This is a genomic window from Dactylosporangium cerinum (assembly GCF_042653625.1).
Classification (GTDB): Bacteria; Actinomycetota; Actinomycetes; order Mycobacteriales; family Micromonosporaceae; genus Dactylosporangium; species Dactylosporangium cerinum.
Genome location: NZ_JBHSIU010000066.1, coordinates 302,674 through 320,383, shown reverse-complemented (window position 1 = coordinate 320,383; position 17,710 = coordinate 302,674). Strand labels below are relative to the sequence as shown.

Annotated in this window: 15 protein-coding genes; 9 read left to right on the top strand and 6 right to left on the bottom strand. The window is 71.7% G+C overall.

The features are described from left to right. Positions 1 to 45: 45 nt before the first annotated feature. Positions 46 to 771, top strand: a complete 726-nt coding sequence (locus ACFPIJ_RS43800) for a DUF1275 family protein (protein ID WP_380124905.1) — start codon at positions 46 to 48, stop codon at positions 769 to 771. Here the strand turns inward: ACFPIJ_RS43800 and ACFPIJ_RS43795 are convergent. Beyond that, positions 768 to 2,150, bottom strand: a complete 1,383-nt coding sequence (locus ACFPIJ_RS43795; protein WP_380124903.1) for a cation:dicarboxylate symporter family transporter — start codon at positions 2,148 to 2,150, stop codon at positions 768 to 770. The two genes, ACFPIJ_RS43800 and ACFPIJ_RS43795, sit on opposite strands and share 4 nt — an antisense overlap. 75 nt (positions 2,151 to 2,225) lie before the next feature. On the opposite strand from ACFPIJ_RS43795, the gene ACFPIJ_RS43790 reads away from it, so the two are divergent. The 4 genes from ACFPIJ_RS43790 to ACFPIJ_RS43775 all read left to right on the top strand — a co-directional run bounded on the left by ACFPIJ_RS43790 (position 2,226) and on the right by ACFPIJ_RS43775 (position 6,608). After that, complete coding sequence (locus ACFPIJ_RS43790) at positions 2,226 to 3,791, top strand: sensor histidine kinase (protein WP_380124901.1); 1,566 nt, start codon at positions 2,226 to 2,228, stop codon at positions 3,789 to 3,791. Further along, positions 3,788 to 4,462, top strand: a complete 675-nt coding sequence (locus ACFPIJ_RS43785) for a response regulator (RefSeq protein ID WP_380124899.1) — start codon at positions 3,788 to 3,790, stop codon at positions 4,460 to 4,462. The genes ACFPIJ_RS43790 and ACFPIJ_RS43785 overlap by 4 nt, the downstream gene beginning before the upstream one ends. A 69-nt stretch (positions 4,463 to 4,531) precedes the next feature. Next, entirely contained in the window at positions 4,532 to 5,119 is a 588-nt protein-coding gene (locus ACFPIJ_RS43780) for an NAD-dependent epimerase/dehydratase family protein (RefSeq protein ID WP_380124897.1), read from the top strand. A 64-nt stretch (positions 5,120 to 5,183) separates the two neighbouring features. After that, a complete protein-coding gene (locus ACFPIJ_RS43775; protein WP_380124895.1) occupies positions 5,184 to 6,608 on the top strand; it encodes a glucose-6-phosphate dehydrogenase in 1,425 nt (474 codons plus the stop codon). A 232-nt stretch (positions 6,609 to 6,840) separates the two neighbouring features. On the opposite strand, the gene ACFPIJ_RS43770 is transcribed toward ACFPIJ_RS43775, so the two are convergent. Next, positions 6,841 to 7,344: a hypothetical protein gene (locus ACFPIJ_RS43770; RefSeq protein ID WP_380124893.1), complete on the bottom strand. Its 504-nt coding sequence runs from the start codon at positions 7,342 to 7,344 to the stop codon at positions 6,841 to 6,843. Positions 7,345 to 7,855: 511 nt separating this feature from the next. On the opposite strand from ACFPIJ_RS43770, the gene ACFPIJ_RS43765 reads away from it, so the two are divergent. From ACFPIJ_RS43765 to ACFPIJ_RS43750, 4 genes are all read left to right on the top strand, one after another. Continuing rightward, positions 7,856 to 10,144 (top strand): xanthine dehydrogenase family protein molybdopterin-binding subunit, encoded by a 2,289-nt coding sequence (locus ACFPIJ_RS43765; protein WP_380124891.1) that lies wholly within the window; start codon positions 7,856 to 7,858, stop codon positions 10,142 to 10,144. An 8-nt stretch (positions 10,145 to 10,152) separates the two neighbouring features. Then, positions 10,153 to 11,043 (top strand): FAD binding domain-containing protein, encoded by an 891-nt coding sequence (locus ACFPIJ_RS43760; RefSeq protein WP_380124889.1) that lies wholly within the window; start codon positions 10,153 to 10,155, stop codon positions 11,041 to 11,043. Next, positions 11,040 to 11,534 carry a (2Fe-2S)-binding protein gene (locus ACFPIJ_RS43755; RefSeq protein ID WP_380124887.1) on the top strand — a complete coding sequence of 165 codons (495 nt, stop codon included), beginning with the start codon at positions 11,040 to 11,042 and terminating at the stop codon, positions 11,532 to 11,534. Before ACFPIJ_RS43760 ends, ACFPIJ_RS43755 begins: the two co-directional genes overlap by 4 nt. A 203-nt stretch (positions 11,535 to 11,737) precedes the next feature. Further along, positions 11,738 to 12,553 carry an SAM-dependent methyltransferase gene (locus ACFPIJ_RS43750; RefSeq protein WP_380124885.1) on the top strand — a complete coding sequence of 272 codons (816 nt, stop codon included), beginning with the start codon at positions 11,738 to 11,740 and terminating at the stop codon, positions 12,551 to 12,553. Between the two features lie 214 nt (positions 12,554 to 12,767). Here the strand turns inward: ACFPIJ_RS43750 and ACFPIJ_RS43745 are convergent, their stop codons facing one another. The 4 genes from ACFPIJ_RS43745 to ACFPIJ_RS43730 form a co-directional block, all read right to left on the bottom strand. Further along, on the bottom strand, positions 12,768 to 14,627 hold the full coding sequence (locus ACFPIJ_RS43745) for a hypothetical protein (protein WP_380124883.1): 1,860 nt from the start codon (positions 14,625 to 14,627) through the stop codon (positions 12,768 to 12,770). A 279-nt stretch (positions 14,628 to 14,906) separates the two neighbouring features. Further along, positions 14,907 to 15,620 carry a hypothetical protein gene (locus tag ACFPIJ_RS43740; RefSeq protein ID WP_380124881.1) on the bottom strand — a complete coding sequence of 238 codons (714 nt, stop codon included), beginning with the start codon at positions 15,618 to 15,620 and terminating at the stop codon, positions 14,907 to 14,909. After that, positions 15,617 to 15,964 carry a PadR family transcriptional regulator gene (locus ACFPIJ_RS43735; protein ID WP_380124880.1) on the bottom strand — a complete coding sequence of 116 codons (348 nt, stop codon included), beginning with the start codon at positions 15,962 to 15,964 and terminating at the stop codon, positions 15,617 to 15,619. Before ACFPIJ_RS43735 ends, ACFPIJ_RS43740 begins: the two co-directional genes overlap by 4 nt. Before the next feature lie 102 nt (positions 15,965 to 16,066). Beyond that, positions 16,067 to 17,536 (bottom strand): GAF domain-containing protein, encoded by a 1,470-nt coding sequence (locus ACFPIJ_RS43730; RefSeq protein ID WP_380124878.1) that lies wholly within the window; start codon positions 17,534 to 17,536, stop codon positions 16,067 to 16,069. Between the last annotated feature and the right edge of the window lie 174 nt (positions 17,537 to 17,710).

The window sequence follows — 17,710 nt, the reverse complement described above, 5'->3', positions numbered from 1 at the left end:
CTCGCCATCGCTGTCCGGCTGGACCTTCCCCGAATCGGTCAGAAGATGCCCCCTGCCAGGTGCGGCGCCGCGCATGCCGCCCGCGGCGCCGGGTACGCACCGCCGGTGAAGGCACCGGACACGGTCGGCTGGCGGCTGGCCGGCCTGGCCGCCGCGGCGGGCTGCCTGGACGCCGTCTGCGTGGCCCGGCTGGGTGGCGTGTTCGCCAGCGTCGTGACCGGCAACCTGGTGCAACTCGGCCGGGCCGTCGCGGCCGCGGACGGTTGGCTGGCGGCCGGCGCCGGCACCGGCGTCGCCGGCTACGCCCTCGGCGTGGCGGCCGCCACCGCCGCGCTCCGGGGCCGGGGTGCCTGGGCGGTCGCGGTCGCGGAGGTGATGCTGCTGGGCGGCGTGGCTGCCGGCTGGCTGGCCGTCGGTGGGCAGCCGGACCGCTGGGTGGCGCTGGCGCTGCTGGCGTTCAGCGTGGTGGCGATGGGCGTGCAGAGCGTCGTGACCATCGGCACCGGGGTGCGTGGTGCGTCGACCACCTACCTCACCGGCACGCTGACCGGCATCGTGCGCGCCGGTGTCCTCGACCCGCACGGGTTCGCCACCGGGTTCGGTGGTGCCGGCCGGCTGCTGGCCCTGCTGTGCGGCGCCGTCGTGGGTGCGGTCCTGCTGCGGGTCGCGCCGCTCTGGGCGCCGGTGCCGGCGCTCCTGCTGGTTGCCGCCGCCGCGGTGGCCGGCCCCCGTGCTGGACGGAGGCCGGCCGCGGGCCGGGGGGACCGTTAACCGTCCACTGCGGACAGCTGGGACGGCACGGGCGCGGGCTCCGGTGCCGTGGCGGGCTCCTGGGTGTCGAGCATGGTCGCCTCGTCGAAGGGCAGGTCGCCGCCGAGCACCGCGAGTGAGCGCTCGCGGTCGAACTCGCCGGTCCAGGAGCCGATGATCACGGTGGCCACCGCGTTGCCGGCGAAGTTGGTCAGCGCGCGGGCCTCGGACATGAACCGGTCGATGCCGACGATGAGCCCGACGCCGTCGACCAGGTCCGGGCGGTGTGCCTGCAGGCCGCCGGCGAGCGTCGCCAGCCCGGCGCCGGTGACCCCGGCGGCGCCCTTGGAGGCGATCACCATGAACACCAGCAGCGAGATCTGCTGGCTGATCGACATCGGCCGGCCGACCGCGTCCGCGACGAACAGCGACGCCATCGTCAGGTAGATCGCCGTGCCGTCGAGGTTGAATGAGTAGCCGGTCGGCACGGTGATCCCGACGACGGTGCGGGACACGCCGAGGTGTTCCATCTTCGCGATCAGCCTCGGCAGCGCCGACTCCGACGACGACGTGGACAGGATCAGCAGGAACTCGCGGGCGAGGTAGCGCAGCAGCGCGAACAGGCTCGTCCGGGCGATCAGGCGCAGTAGCAGGCCGAGGAAGAGCACGACGAAGATCACGCAGGTGAGATAGAAGCCGAACATGATCTGCAGCAACGCGGTCAGGGCCTTCCAGCCGCTGCCGCCGACGACCGCCGCGATGGCGCCGAACGCGCCGATCGGCGCCAGCCACATGATCATGGCCAGGACTCGGAAGACGAGCCGCTGCAGGTGCTCCACCCCGCGCAGGATCGGCTCGCCGGACCGCCCGAGGGCCAGCAGCGCGAAGCCGACCAGCAGCGCGACGAGCAGCGTCTGCAGCACGGCGCCGGAGGTGAGCGCGGACAGCAGCGTGGTCGGGATGACGCCCAGCAGGAAGTCGACGGTGCCGCCGGAGCCGCCGGCCGCGGCCTTGGCGCCGGCCGCCTTCGTCGCGGCGGTCAGGTGCAGCCCGGCGCCGGGGTGCAGCAGGTTGCCGACGACCAGACCGATGGCGAGGGCGACGGTCGACATCACCAGGAAGTACCCGAGGGCCAGGCCGCCGATCCGGCCGACCTGCGCCGCCCGGCGCACCGAGCCGACGCCGAGCACGATCGTGCAGAAGATGACGGGGCCGATCATCATCTTGATGAGGTTGACGAAGCCGGTGCCGAGCGGCTTGAGTTCGACGGCGGTCTTGGGGGCGAGCAGGCCGACCGCGATGCCGGCGGCGACGGCAACGATGACGGCCAGGTAGAGGTAGTGCGTCCGGTCGCGCTTCGGCGCGACAGCTGCGGCGGGGGTGTCAGCGGAGGTGGACATGCCACGAGGTTGCCGATAGCGGTGACTCAGGTCACTATTTCGTTCATTGCGTACATGTGACCTGAGGCGGGCGATGTGTTCCACCCGCGGCGCTGGAGTCTGGCGCGGCAGCTCCTCGCGGTGCAGACCGTCATCATCAGCGTGCTGATGGCGGGCGGCATCGCGGGCGCGTACCTGCAGGCCAGGCGCAACAGCCTGGCCGTCGCGCAGGAGACGGTCCTCGCGGTCGCCCGCACCGTCGCCGACGACCCGGCGGTGCTCGCCGCGCTCAGCCGGCCCGACCCCACCGCGGTGCTCCAGCCCATCGCCGAACGCATCCGCGTCGACACCGGCACCAGGTTCGTGGTCGTGATGAGCCCGACCGGCCTCCGGTACACCCATCCGGACCCCGCGCAGATCGGCGGCCAGTTCATCGGGCACATCCAGGGCGCCACCCCCACCGCGCCGGTGACGGAGACGTTCACCGGCACGCTCGGCCGGTCGGTGCGCGCGGTCGTGCCGATCCTCGACGGCGGTCAGGTGCGCGGCCGGGTCGGCGTCGGCATCCTGCTGGACACCGTCAGCCGCGGGCTGCGCCAGCAGTTCCCGCTGCTGGCCGGCGCCGCCGCGATCGCGCTGCTGCTCGCTGGCGCCGGGTCCTGGCTGGTCGGCCGGTGGATGCGCCGCCAGACGCACGACCTGGGCCCGGCCGAGCTGGCCCGGATGTACGAGTTCTACGACGCGGTGCTCCACGCGGTCCGCGAGGGGCTGCTGCTGCTCGACCGGCAGGGCCGGCTGCAGCTGGCCAACGACGAGGCCCGCCGGCTGCTCGGCCTCGACGGCGACCCGGTCGGGCGGCCGATCGGCGCCGTCGGCCTGCCCGAACCCCTCGCCCAGGCCCTCGCGGCCGGGCACGCACGCACCGACGAGATCCACCTCACCGGCGACCGGGTCCTCGTCGTCAACCAGGCCCCGGCGCGGTGGGACGACGTCGAGCTCGGCACCGTGGTGACCCTGCGCGACCACACCGAGCTGCAGGCCCTCACCGGCGAACTCGACTCGGTGCGCGGCTTCGCCGAGGCCCTGCGGGCGCAGGCGCACGAGTCGGCGAACCGGCTGCACACGGTCGTGTCGCTGATCGAGCTGGGCCGGGCGCCGCAGGCCCTGGAGTTCGCGTCCGCGGAGATCGCCGCCGCCCAGCAGCTCACGGACCAGGTCGTCGGCGCGGTGCGCGAGCCCGTCCTCGCCGCGCTCCTGCTCGGCAAGGTCACCCAGGCCAGCGAGCGCGGCGTGGAGCTGCTCGTCGCCGAGGACGCCGACGTGCCCGAGGGCGCCGTCGCCCCGCGGGACCTGGTGACCGTCGTGGGCAACCTGCTGGACAACGCGATCGACGCGGCCGTCGCCGCGCCGCCGCCGCGGTGGGTGCGCATCGACGCGGCCGTCCACGACGGCGAGCTGGTGCTGCGGATCAGTGACAGCGGACCGGGCCTGGAGGACGTCGCGCAGGCGTTCCGCCGCGGCTGGTCGACCAAGCAGCCGGCCGGCCGCGGGCTCGGGCTGGCCCTGGTCGGTCAGGCGGTCAGCCGCAACGGCGGCACCGTCGAGGTCGCCGGATCCGCGTTCACGGTCCGCCTGCCGGTGCCGGCCGAGGCACCGCGGTGATCCAGGTCCTGGTCGTCGAGGACGAGCCGATCGCCGCCGACGCGCACGTCGTCTACGTCGGGCGGGTGCCCGGCTTCGCCGTCGCCGGTCGCGCCGGCACCGGCGCCGACGCGCTGCGCCTGCTCAGCCGGGTGCCGGTCGACCTCGTGCTGCTCGACATGCACCTGCCGGACCTGCACGGGCTCGAGGTCGTGCGCGCGATGCGGGCGGCCGGTCACCGCGCCGACGTGATCGCCGTGACGTCGGCCCGGGACCTGGCAGTGGTCCGCGCCGCCGTGTCGCAGGGCATCGTCCAGTACCTGCTGAAGCCGTTCGTGTTCGCGACCCTGCGGGACAAGCTCGAGCGGTACCACGACTACCGCCGGCAGGTGCTCGACGCCGGCTCCGTCTCCGACCAGCACGAGGTCGACCGGCTGCTGGCCACGTTGCGCAGTCCCGACCCGGTCAACCTGCCCAAGGGCATGAGCCAGGAGTCCCTCGACGCGGTGTCCGCGTCCCTGCGCGGCGCCGCCGCCGGCCGGTCGGCCGCCGAGGTCGCCGCGGTGCTCGGCGCGTCGCGGGTGACGGCACGGCGCTACCTGGAGCACCTCGCCGAGGTCGGGCTGGCCTCCCGCCACGCCCGGTACGGCAACGCCGGCCGCCCCGAGGTCGAGTACCGCTGGAAGGCGTGACCGCAGCGGTTGGCGGGTACAGCGCGTCGGTGCCCAACCGCACGGTCCCGGATGAAGGCAGGTAGGCAGATGCCCAAACGCGTGTTCCTCGCCGGCGCGTCCGGCGTGATCGGCCAGCGGCTGATCCCCCGGCTGGTCGACGCCGGGTACGTCGTCGGCGGCATGACCCGGTCGCCCGGCAAGACCGAAATGATCAGCCAGCTCGGCGCCGAACCGGTCCTCTGCGACGTGTTCGACCGCGGCGCGCTGACCCAGGCCGTCCGGGACTTCGCCCCGGACGTCATCATCAACGAGCTCACGGATCTCCCGGACGACCTCGCGGACATCGGCGCCCACGCCGAGATGAACGCCCGCATCCGCACCGAGGGAAACCAGAACCTGATCGAGGCCGCCCGCAAGAGCGGCAAGCCCCGGATCCTCGCGCAGACCGTCGCCTGGCAGCTGCCCGACGGCCCGGACGCCGCCGCGGCGGCGGAGCTGGAGCGTTCCGTCCTCGCCGAAGAGGGCGTCGTGCTGAGCTACGGGCAGTTCTACGGCCCCGGCACCTACCACGAACGCGACGTCCCCGCGCCGCCCCGGATCCAGATCGACCGTGCCGCCGACCGGACGGTCGCGCTGCTGGACGCGCCGTCGGGGGTCGTCGTCATCACCGACTGACCGTGGCGATGAGAAACGGGGTGATGCCGACATTTGCGGCCCGCGTGCTCCATACGCTGGGGTGATGTCGACGATCCGTGACGCCGTCGAGCGTGTTCCGCGGCCCACCGTATTCGTGCTGTTCGGTGCGACCGGCGACCTCGCGAAGCGGATGGTGCTGCCGGCCTTCGCCACGCTCGCCGCCGAGGGACTCCTGCCGAAGGAGTGGGTACTGATCGGCAACGGCCGCGGTGACATCCCGCACGAGGACTTCCGCGACCACGTACACAAGGCGCTCAGCGAATTCGGGCCACGCCCGAAGAAACGGTGGTGGCGCGACTTCGAGCCGAGGCTGCTGTTCGCCGGCGGCGGGTTCGGGGCCGACGACCCGGGCAGCCTGCTCGACGTCATCGAGCAGGCCCGCTCGCGGACGGGCGATGACCCGCAGCTCGTGCACTACCTCGCCGTCCCGCCGGTCGCGTTCGGCGGGCTCACCGAGGCGCTGGGCCGGCACGGGCTGGTGGACGACGCGCGGGTCGTCTACGAGAAGCCGTTCGGCACCTCACCGCAGACCTTCCGGACGTTGAACCGGACGGTGCGGCGGGTGCTGGACGAGTCGCAGGTGTACCGGATCGACCACTTCCTCGGCAAGGAGGCGACCCAGGACCTGCACGTGCTGCGCTTCGCCAACGAGGTCTTCTCCGCCATGTGGGACCGCGACCACATCGAGTCCGTGCAGATCGACGTGCCGGAGACCCTCGGCGTCGACGACCGCGCCGGGTTCTACGACGCCACCGGCTCGGTGCTGGACATGCTGGTGACGCACCTGTTCCAGGTCGCCGCCGAGGTCGCGATGGAGACCCCGGCCTCCCTCGGCGCCGCCGACCTGCAGGCGGCGCGGGAGAAGGTGATCCGCTCGTTCCGGCCGCTGGATCCGGCCGAGGTGGTGCTCGGGCAGTTCGCCGGCTACCGGGAGGTGCCCGGCGTGGCGCCCCGGTCGAAGACGGACACGTTCGTCGCCGCGCGGCTGTGGATCGACAACCCGCGCTGGCGCGGGGTGCCGTTCCTGCTGCGCACCGGCAAGCGGATGGCCGACAGCCAGCAGCGTGTCAGCGTCGTGCTGCGCACCCCGCTGTGCCCGTTCCCCGGCCTGCCGAAGCAGACGAACCTGCTGTCGTTCTCCCTGTCCGGCACCGGCGAGATCGACCTGCGGCTGCTCGCGAAGCAGCCCGGCGTGGGCCTGCGCGTCGAGCCGGCGACCGCGCGGCTGCCGCTGTCCCAGCTGCCGGACGCCGAGCCCCTGCCGCCGTACGTGCGGCTCATCCACGACGTCCTGCTCGGCGACCGTTCGCTGTTCACCCGGCCGGACGGGCTGTCGGCGGTGTGGAAGGTCGCGCAGCCGCTGCTGGACCACCCGCCCCGCCTCGCCACGTATGCGCAGGGCTCCTGGGGCCCGGCCCGCGCCCGTGCCCTCCCCGCGCCGCAGCGGTGGTTGCTCGGGGACCGGTAAACGGAACTCAGCGCTCCATGCCCGGGTAGTCGGGGCGGCGGACTTTGAGTTGGGTGCGAAGGCGTCATTCGGGTTCAGCCCGTTGGTTGTGCCGGCAACGTCGACTGCGGACTGCCCCAGCGGGAACGTCAGCACTTCCACCTGCAGCCCCCGATAAAGCGCCCAGGCCAGACGCATCATCCCGGAGACTTTCATCGGCTCGCCCGATGAAAGTCTCCGGGATCAATTTTTGTTACGCGTACTGCAGATCCCATACATTGATGTTGGCCATGATCGGCGCTTGGGCCGCCCTGGTCCAGACGGTCTTGACGTTGCACGGTGCGACGATCTGCTTCTTGGTGACTGTCATCTTGCGCGACTCGTGCCACATGACCAGTCGGGCGGTCTTGCCCGACGGGACCGGCTTGGCGTAGGACCAGGTGTCCGTCTTCGCCCAGGAGTATCCGACGGTGATCCCGATCGACACGCTGGCCTTGGCGAAGATGACGCCCGCCTCGGCCGAGGCGGTGCCGGTGACCGACCCGGAGACCGTGCCGGTGGTCGTCTTGGTGTAGGTGATGGTGCCCGGTCCCTTCAGGTAGTCGCTGCGCAGGTTGCTCAGCAACCTGCTCGTCGTGACGTTGCTGAAGGAGTAGTACACGTCACCGACCTCCGGGCAGGCTGCCATGGCTGCCTGGGCCGGAGTCACAACGAATGCAAACGTGGCGAGGAGGGCCATGATGATTAACCGACGCACGCGATCTCCATATCTTTACGCCATCTCGCACCTGCTCGATTTCTTCGAGCGCACCGATATTAGCGTCGATGACATAACCTACGGCGAGCCCGATATGTAACGGGAAGATAACGGCAATACCAAGCAGAGACGGACAGATTTGAAACCGCCTGTCAATGACGAGCGTAGGTCCTTGAGGAAGAATTGAGAGAACAGCAGCATTCGCCAGAGTGTTCCACGCCTATATCGCATTCAAATACGAGATTCAAGGTATTCCATCGGCATTTTCTCAGCACTTCAGCGGACGCTGCACGGCGGCCGGCGTGTCGTCGACGCTGACATCGGCGACGGCAGGGTCGAGGTGGTGAACGACGTACTCGACAACCAGCGGCCCGGGTTACGCCGGACGAACAGCAGTGCGCGGTCGTGGTCGAGGGCGGCGATGAGCTCGGCTGGCGACGTTCCGGTCTGAGCGGCCGGCATTCTGAGCGGCCGGCGTTTCTGAGCGGCCGGCCTGGGCAGTTCCGCCGGTGTGAGCATCTGGGCCAGGCGTGAGGACGCGCGGCTGCTGTCCGGCCGGGGCCGTTACGTGGCCGACATCCAGGTCCCGGGCTGTCTGGACGCGGCGTTCGTGCGCAGCCGCGTCGCGCACGGCACGCTGCGCGGCGTCGACTGCGCCGCCGCCCGGCAGGTGCCCGGGGTGATCGGGGCCTGGTCGGCCGCCGACCTGCACGACCTGCCGCCGTGCGCGCACGCGGCCGCCGACCTGCCGGACCTGCCGCCCATGCCGCACACGGTGCTGGCGAAGCTGTCCTCGGACGAGGCGGTCGCCGGGCGGGAGTGGCCGGTGCTGGTGAAGGACCGCGTGCGGTACCCGGGTGAGGCCGTCGCCGTCGTCCTGGGCGAGGACCGGTACCGGGCCGAGGACGGCGCCGCCGAGGTCACGTTCCAGGTCGACCCGCTGCCCGCGATGGTGACGCCCGCGGCGGCGCTGGACGACACGGTCCGCCTGTTCGAGGGACTGAGCAACGTCGCCCTCGAGGGGTCCGCCGGGCAGCCCGTCGACGAGTCGGTGTGGCAGCGCGCGGCGGCCGTGGTGGAGGGCCGCTACCGCCAGGCGCTGCTGATGCCGACGCCGATGGAGTGCCGGACGCTGCTCGCGGTCCCCGAGGGCGACCGGCTGACGGTGTGGTCGGGGCATCAGGCGCCGCACCGCCTGCGCCGGGAACTGGCCGCCGCCCTGGGCTGGCCGGTCGAGCGGATCCGGGTCGTGGTGCCCGACACGGGAGGAGCGTTCGGGTCGAAGAGCGCGTCGTTCCCCGAGTACGTCGCGGTCGCGTTCCTGGCGGTGCGGCTCGGGCGGCCGGTGCGCTGGATCGAGGACCGGCTGGAGTCGATGCTGGTCGCGACCCGCGGCCGGGGCCAGGACCAGCGCGTCCGGCTCGCCGCCGATGCCGACGGCCGGCTGCTCGCCTACGAGCTGCACATCGACGCCGACGTGGGCGCCTACCCGCACATCGGCGCGGGGCTGCCGATGCAGACCGCGTGGATGGCGACCGGCCCGTACACCACGCCGCAGGTGCACGCGACGCTGCGGTCGGTGCTGACCAACACGATGACCACCTACCCGTACCGCGGGCCCGGCCGGGCCGAGGCGACCATGGCCCTGGAACGGTCGATCGACACCCTCGCCGATCGCCTCGGCCTCGACCCGGCGGAGCTGCGCCGGCGCAACCTCATCCCGCCGGACCGGTTCCCGTACGAGACGCCGACCGGCCGCCGGTACGACAGCGGCAACTACGCCGCCGCGCTCGACCTGGCGCTGGAGACCCTCGGCTACGACGCGTGGCGCGCGGAGCAGGCCCGGCGCCGCGCCGACCCCGACGCCCTGCCGCTGGGCATCGGGCTGTCGTGCTACGTGGAGCGCTCCGGCGGTGAACCCGGCGGGCTGCACGAGTTCGGCAGCCTCGAGGCCGACGAGGACGGCGCGATCACCGCCCGGTGCGGTGCCGCCTCCAGCGGCCAGAGCCACGAGACGGTGCTTCCCGCGCTGGTCGCCGCGACCCTCGGCGTCGACGTGGCCCGGGTCCTGCTGGTCGAGGGCGACACCGGCGAGCAGCCCGACGGGGTCGGCTCGTTCGCCAGCCGGACGGCGCAGGTCTCCGGCGCGTTGCTGCAGCACCTGTCGGCACTGCTGGCCGACGAGGCCCGGGACCGGGCCGCGAAACTGTGGGACCTGCCGCCGGAGACGGTGCGGTGGTCCGACGGCACCGTGCACGGCTCCCAGGACGGCGCCCCGGCGATGGACCTCGCGGCGCTGGTGCGGGCCACCGGGCCGCTGCGGGTCGACGACCGCTTCGAGTCGGGGATGGCGTTCCCGTTCGGCACCCACGCGGCGGTCGCCGAGGTCGACCCGGAGCTCGGCACCGTCCGGGTGCTGCGACTGGTGACCGTCGACGACTGCGGTGTGGTCCTCGACCCGGCGGTGGTCCACGCGCAGGCGTTCGGGTCCGCGGTGCAGGGGCTCGGCCAGGCGCTGTACGAGGGCATGTGCTTCGACGACGACGGCGTGCCGATGCTCACCGACGGCCTGCTGGACTACCTGCTGCCCACTGCCGCGGAGGTCCCGCCGTTCGTGGGCAGGGACACCTGCACGCCGAGCCCGATGACGCGGCTCGGCGCCAAGGGAGCCGGCGAGTCCGGCTGCATCGGCACCCCAGCCGCCGTGGTCAACGCGGTGGCGGACGCGCTGCGGCCCACCGACCGTGACGTGCTGCAGCTGCCGCTCACGCCGGAGCTGGTCTGGCGGGCCGCGCAGTGAAACCGCCGGTGTTCGACTACGTGGCGCCGCGGTCGGTGCGCGAGGCCGTCGACGCGCTCGGCGACCCCGGACGCAGCGCCGTGGTCATCGCCGGCGGGCAGAGCCTGCTGCTGGAGATGCACCTGGCGCGGCGCAGACCCGACCTGGTGGTCGACGTCAACCGGGTCGCCGGACTCGACGGTCTCGGCGTCGACGGCGACTCGCTGCGGGTCGGCGCCCTGGTCCGGCATGCCGCCTTCGAGGCGCCGCAGGCCGTGCCGGGCCCGCTCGGCACGCTGTTCCGGCAGGCGGTGACCAACATCGCGCACCCGCCGATCCGTGCCCGCGGCACGCTGGTCGGCAGCCTCGCCTGGGCGCACCCGGCGTCGGAGTGGTGTGCGGTCGCACTGTCCCTGGACGCCGACATCGCCCTGCAGGACAGCGACGGCGCGCGGCAGGTCCCGGCCGGCGACTACTTCCAGGGGCCGCACCGCACCGCCCGCCGGCCCCGGGAACTGATCACGTCCGTGCGGTTCCCGTTGCTCGGCGACGACACCGGGGTCGGCTTCATCGAGCACCGGCGCACGCACTTCTGCTTCGCGACGGTGGCCGTCTCCGCGACCCTGACCGTCCGGGACGGCGTGATCAGCGACAGCCGGATCGGCCTGGTCAACGCCTCGGACCGGCCGGTGCGGGCGCGGGCCGCCGAGCAGTCGCTGATCGGCGCCGAGCCCATCGACGATCTGTTCAGCCACGCGGGCCGCGTCGCCGCCGAGCAGGACGCCGCACCGGTTGCCGAGCCGTTCGCCGACGCCGGGTACAAGCGGCAGGCCGTCGCGGTCCTGGTCGGCCGGACCCTGCGCCTGGCAGCGGCGGACCAGCGCTCGCGTGCCACCGAACGCACGGAAGGGCTCCGATGAAGATCACCCTCACGGTCAACGCCACGGACTACCCGCTCGACGTGGAGCCCCGCCGGATCCTCGCCGACGTGCTGCGCGAGGACTGCCGGCTCACCGGTACCCACCTCGGCTGTGAACACGGCGTCTGCGGGGCCTGCACGGTGCTGGTGGACGGTGAGGCGGTCCGGTCCTGCCTGATGCTGGCCGTGCAGTGCGACGGCAGGACGGTGCGCACCGTGGAAGGCCTGGCCGGAGCCGACGGCGGACCGCATCCGCTGCAACGCGCGTTCTCCGCCGAACACGCCCTGCAGTGCGGCTTCTGCACCCCCGGTTTCCTGATGCTGGCCGCGGGCGCCCTGGACGCCGACCCCGACCTCGCCGAGCATCCGGAGCGCATCGACGCCCTGGTCGGCTCCAACCTCTGCCGGTGCACCGGCTACGCACCGATCCGGCGGGCCGTCCTGCGCGCGGCCGACGAGCAACGGCCACCGTCAGGCCCGCCGATGCCTTGAGCGTCGATGGGCCGTTTGAAGCGCCGCAGGCTGACGGCCATGACGCCCCCGGTCCATCCTTCTCGCGGAGGCGGCCCACTGTGGATGGCGTCGGCGTGTTCCTTCAACGCCGCAACGTCCCCGAAGGATCGCGTTGCGGCGTTGCGGCAAGGCACGGGTTAGAGTGCTGTTCGCATCTTCGTTCCTGTCGATAGGGAGCCGCTGTGACCGAGCCGACGCACACGTCGCCAGCGATCGATACGTCTGTCGCGCATCCGGCCAGGCGGTACAACTACTGGCTGGGTGGGAAGGACAATTTCGCCGCCGATCGCGAGTCCGCTGACGCGATCGAGCAGAAGTTCCCTGGTATGCGCGCCGGTATCCGTGCCAATCGTGACGTGCTCGGCCGGATGACCCGGTTCCTTGCCGCGGAAGGTGGCATCCGGCAGTTCCTCGACATCGGCACCGGTCTACCCACCGAGGACAACACCCACGAAGTGGCCCAACGCGTCGCACCGGACAGCCGGGTCATGTATGTCGACAACGACCCGCTGGTCATGACCCACGCCCGCGCGTTGCTGACGAGCACCGGTGAGGGAGTGACCGACTACATCGAGGCGGACCTGCGAGACCCGCAGGCGATCCTTACCGCCCTGCGGCAACGCGACACCTTGGATCTGTCCCGGCCAGTGGCGTTGATGCTGATCGCGATTCTGCACTTCATCCCGGGTCAGGGAGAAGCCCGCCCCATCGTGCAGCAATTGCTGGACGAGCTTCCCTCCGGCAGCTACCTCGCCGCGACGCATTTCACGTTGGACTTCATGCCGGAGCACGAGCAGAACATGTACCGGCAGATGCTCGACTCCGGCATGAGCGACATCTGGCCCCGCGACCGGGCCGAGTTTTCCACGATATTCGACGGTCTGGAGATGATCGATCCCGGCATCGTCCTGGTCTCGCGGTGGCGCCCGCAGACCACCGACGACTCGGTCGACCCCAGTCGGATCAGCATCTGGGCAGGCGTCGCCCGCAAGCCGTAGTGCTCGGCCCGCTGCAACGACGCCCTGCTGCGGCGGGCCGACGGCCGTCCGGCGCCGATCGAGGTGTCGATCAAACACCGGACGAATTGATGACGGCGAACCTAAAACGTCGTGTGAATGCCTCGAGCCCGTCAGCTGTCATGGCGTGCACAGCGGATCGCCGTGGCCTTTCGCCGGCTCGGCAGCGGTTACGCGGGCTTTCGGCGCCTGACCGTCAGCTCCAGCCCGACACGACGGCGCGTAGGCCGGTAGCCGACGTCGACACGTTTGGCGCGCCGTCCGGGCAGCTGTTCGACGCCGTGAACGTGCCGCCAGGGGCTCCGGCGGTGTAGACGGTGATGATCTTCCCGGACGTGGCGGTGAACCCGAGGCTCAGCGTCACGGTCTGGCCGGCGGAGACGCCGACGGCGCCGAACGAGAAGTGCGTGTCACCCGCGGCGGCGGCGTCGGCCGTGGCCGCGAGGCCGCCGTTGACGTAGACCTTCAGGTGGCCTGTGACGGTGGCGTCGGGATCGATCTGCACCAGCATGTGGTCGATGGAAGAAACCCCGGCCGGGACCACGAACGTCTGCGACGCGGTGCCGCCCGGCACCGACCTGCTGTTGCCCGGGTTGCCCCGGCACATCGCACGACCGGCGTTGGCGGCGCCGTAGTTGTCGTACGGCGACACGGCGTGCGGCTGCTGGGGCGCCGGCGGCGTGGACTGGTTGCCGCCGGAGCCGCCCGTTGGCTGCGTCGCCTGCGGGGCCGGCCTTCCCTTCAGCTCGAGGGTGAACCGGCCGGGCTGGTCGTTGCCCCACGACGAGAAGAGGTCGGGCAGCTGCGGGAACGTGGAGGTGATGATCCCGGCGACCTTCAGGAACCGACCCAGGTAGCGCAGCCGGTCCTTCGCCTGCTTCAGGCCCTCCTCCGCTTCCTTGGCGTAGGCCGCCTCGCCGAACAGGTCCTTCGCCGCGCTGAGCGCTACGTCGGGGTTCTCGAGGTTCTTCAGCGCCTGCGTGACGAAACAGCCGAGGAACGCCTTCGCGCCGTCGGCTGACGGAAACGGCAGCAGTTGGGTGACGCACTTGGCCACGATCAGCACGGCGCTGGACACGTTCGTGCTCGGATTCAGCCCGAGCACGCTGATACCGACGCTGAGGCCGGCGCTCCACGGATCGAGGTAGGCGTTGAAGTCCTTCCTCGCGGTCTGCGCGGGCTGCTTGTACCCGGCGGTAAATCGGCCGTTGCCGGCCAGGAGCACGTTGCTGCCGATGTCGTGCCCGGTGACCTTGGCGATGACCCGGCGGAGCGGGTCGGGTTGGCCCTCGACCCATATGTAGTCCGCACCGGCGGGCACGCCCACCCACTGATAGAACCGGCGGTTGGACTGCACCTGGATCTCAGCCCGGTCGGCGTTGGTGATGGAACACAGATGGACCAGTGTGGTCCGCTTGTCGACGCTGCTCCAGCCCGGTGCGGCGGGGCCGCCGCAGGGCCGGGCGTCGGTGCGCTGCGTGGTGAAGTCCGCGAAGGAGTCCGCGAGGTTACGGATCCAGCCCGGAATCGGGATCCAACCGAGCAGGTTGGGCGAGAACTCCCTGGTCGAGATGTACGGCACCCCGTCGGCGGTGCGTGACAGGAGCTTCGCCTCCCAGTCACCCCCGTCGGGCTTGTGCAGGACCACCGGCAGCGCGTCCTTCGGCAGGTCCCGGGTCGCGGCCGGGTCGTCGAACAGGACCGTGATCGGTGACACCAGCGACGTGCCCTCGAAGGCGACGTCGACGCCCGATCCCCCAACCACGACGAGCGAGCCGTCTTGACTGTCCGACTGCAACCTGCGCGCGATCAGCTTGCCGGGCGCGCTGAACGTCCCCGCCGGCGCCGTGAGATGCCCCAGCCCCGGGACCGCGACCGCGATAGGCTGGTCCGGCGCGACGGCGACCACGATGGCGTCGCCCTTCGCCTGCACCGTCGGCGTCGGCAGGTCGGAGCCCGGCTGCGATTCGTTGGCCTGCTTCGTGGTGCATCCACTGGCCGAAGCGAGCACCGCACAGCAGGCAATGATCGCCGCAGCCGTCCTCGTCCCGCGCATCGGGCACCTCCAACTCGCCGAGTGCCCCCATCGTTCAGCCCACCACCGGCTTTCGGGGCGACTACGCGCAAGTCGATACGAACAGCTGCCGACGCAGTGCCTCCGGCCAGGTCCGCCCGGCCCTTTGGCGTCCCAGGAGGAGCCGGTGCGGCGGGAAACCGTGCGGCACCTCCGGTGTTGCACGGTCAGTTGCCCTCCTGAATCCGGCGGCCCGGCCGTATCCGGTCAGGCGGAAGGAGCGCAACGATCGCCGGCTGGTAACGCCATCGTTCGGAATGATCATGGGGCGACGAGGGCGACGGCCTGTCCGGGCTCGACCTGGTCGGGTCTGGCTCGGGCGGCCGATCCGGCTGGACGTACCGGTAGCGGGCTGCGTGGTTCGCGCACGGACGCCCCGCCGGGCGGTGTGGGTCCGTCGCCAGACGGTCCGGACGGGACCGGCCGGGTCAGCCGGAGGGTGGACACCAGCCACACCATTGCGATCAGACCGGTCACTACCGCACCGATGCCGAGATGCCCGGTCGCCGCGCCCGCGCTGAGCGCGGTAGCGGTTGACGTCGCCAGCACGATCGGCGCGGCGATCCGGCCCCGGTACACCAGCTGGTGGCGACGGGTCCGGATCACCACGCGGATCCGCTGGTACCGCAACCGCCGCGACACACGTGCCCGTCGGCGCGGCGGGCGACCGGTCCCGCGGTGATCGGTGCGCGTGTTCGTCCGGCGGCGGCGCAGCGCCCGTTTCGGCGCTTCTCTCAGGCGCGCTCGGGCTTCAGTGGCGTGCTCGGCGACCAGGCTGCCGGCGGCGTCGGTCAGCACCGACAGCCAGAACCGCAGTCGGCTGCCATTACGGCCCTCGACCGTGTCACGGTAGTGATCGCCGAACATCTGCACCATCTGCTCGCCGAACGCGCGCCGGTGCGCCGTCGGGTACAGCCGCACCAGTAGCCGGTAGATCCGCTGCGCCCGACGCCTCCGGCCGTTGAGAGCGTTCATGCCGGTGTCAGCAGGTCACGGTCCGCGGCGACCGCGACCACCCGGGCATAGCGTTGCACCTCGGCGTGCAGGGCGCGGCGTCCCTCACCGGTGAGCCGGTAGTAGCGGCGGCGTTCGTCGTCGAGTTCCGGAGCGGGCCGGTCCTCGGCCTGCTCGATCAGGCCGTCGGCCAGCATGCGCTTGATCGATCCGTACAGCGTCCCGGTGCCCATCCTCACCTGCCCCTGACTGTCCTCAGCGACCTGCTTGGCGATCTCGTATCCGTGCTTGTCACCGGTGGCCAGCGCGAACAGGATGTGGAACACCGCGGGCGTCAGTGGTGCCAGCGCTCGGTTGCTCGTCACGACACCAGGATACGTCCGTCACGGACATATACCAACCACCCCGATCACCCCGGCTTCGGCGCAAGGGCAACCAGAAGGACCGAGCGGGGCCGTCCCCGTCCGTCAGTCGGTGGTGAACTGCCGCAGGAGGCGGTGCGCGACGTCGCGGGCGTGCCAGAACGCCGCCCACTGCGCGGCTCGCCCGGCAGCGGTCGTCCCGGCCGGGGCGTCGACAGGTGTGGCGGCGAGGAACAGGTTGACGGCGAAGGGTTCCAGCGCGTCGACCTCGATGACCCGGTCCAGGATGTGCCGGTGGCCGGCGTGGTCGTCGTGCGGCAGCGTCACGTACAGGGTGGCCAGGTCGCGCCCCGGCAGGTACATGCCGGCCCGGTCGAATCCGGTGAAGGTGAGGCGGCCGGAGGGCAGTTGCTTCACGCAGTGCATGGTCAGGGAACCGTGCGCGAACATCCGCACCGGCTCGCACCAGTCCACCAGGTCGTGCAGGCGGCGGGCGGTGTCGTCGGTGATGGTGTGCGCGCGGCGGCGTTCGTCGATCATGCGGTGGTGGTCGACCTGCCAGATCTCCGCGTCCTCACGGTCAGGGCGCCAGGTCGACAGCTGCGCGGCCGCGGCGACGACGTCGCGCAGGTGCGCGGAGGTGAGGGCCGGGTCGGGCTCCTCGCGGGTCTGCAGCATCGTTCCGGGGCCACCTGACAGGATCAGGAACCGGTCGTTGTCGCTCCACCGGTAGGCGCCGGCGACCACCGGTGGCGGTGTCGGCCCGAACTCCGCGTACACGTGGACGCGGTGGACGAATCGGGCGCGGGCCTCGGCGGTGTCGGTGATGCGGATCTTGATGGTGACGGTTTCGGCGTGGAAGCGGCCGCGGAAGACCACTTCGTCGCGCGACATGCGGATCGGTGGCCGGGGGTCGAGGCGGAAACCGGGGATCAGCGTGGTCGGGTCCCACGGGGCCGGGTTGGCGAAGGCCGGCGCGTGATCCGCCGGTCCGGTGCCCGCCGGAGGCTGCTGCGGCATGGGGGGCGGATCCGCCTGGCCCGGCTCCGGGTCCCGCCGGCTGAAGCGCTCCCCGCAGCGGGCCGCGTACGCGGCGATCTGCCGCAGTTCGGTGCCGGTCCAGATGTGGGGGACGCTGTCGGTGGCGCAGAACGCGCCCAGGACGTGGCCGGCCTCGGTGACGATCGGCGCTCCGGCGTAGGCGACCACGTTGAGGTCGCCGATCGCGGCGTTGTCGTGCAGGACGGGATGCCGGCGGGCGTCGGTGACGACGAGCGGCCGGCGGGAGCCGACCACGTACTGGCAGAACGAGTGGGTCAGCGGCGCGGCACGGCGGCGCTGCCACGGCGGCGGCAGGCCGAGCGCACCGGGGAAGCGTTGACCGTGCCGCTCCACGATCGACACGAGCGCGGCCGAGGTGCCCAGTTGCCTCCGGGCGGACGCGACCAGGTCGTCGCACCAGGCGTCGACGGTGGCGTCGCCGATCGCGGCGACCGCTCTCAGCCGGGCCGGATCACGGACCGCGGCGGCGGTGCGGACCGGATCGATCGAGTCCAGGGCTGTGTCCAGGTCCAATGGGTACTCCTTCCGGCCCTCGACGATCTGCGGAGGCACCGCCGTGCAGCGATGCCGACATTCATCGCGAGTATGACGCGACCGGCCCAGTGTTGCGTTTCGGTAATACCGGCGCGGAAAAAAGTCTGACGATCCGTCGAAGGTAGACACACGTTCCGTTGATGCGGCAGGGTG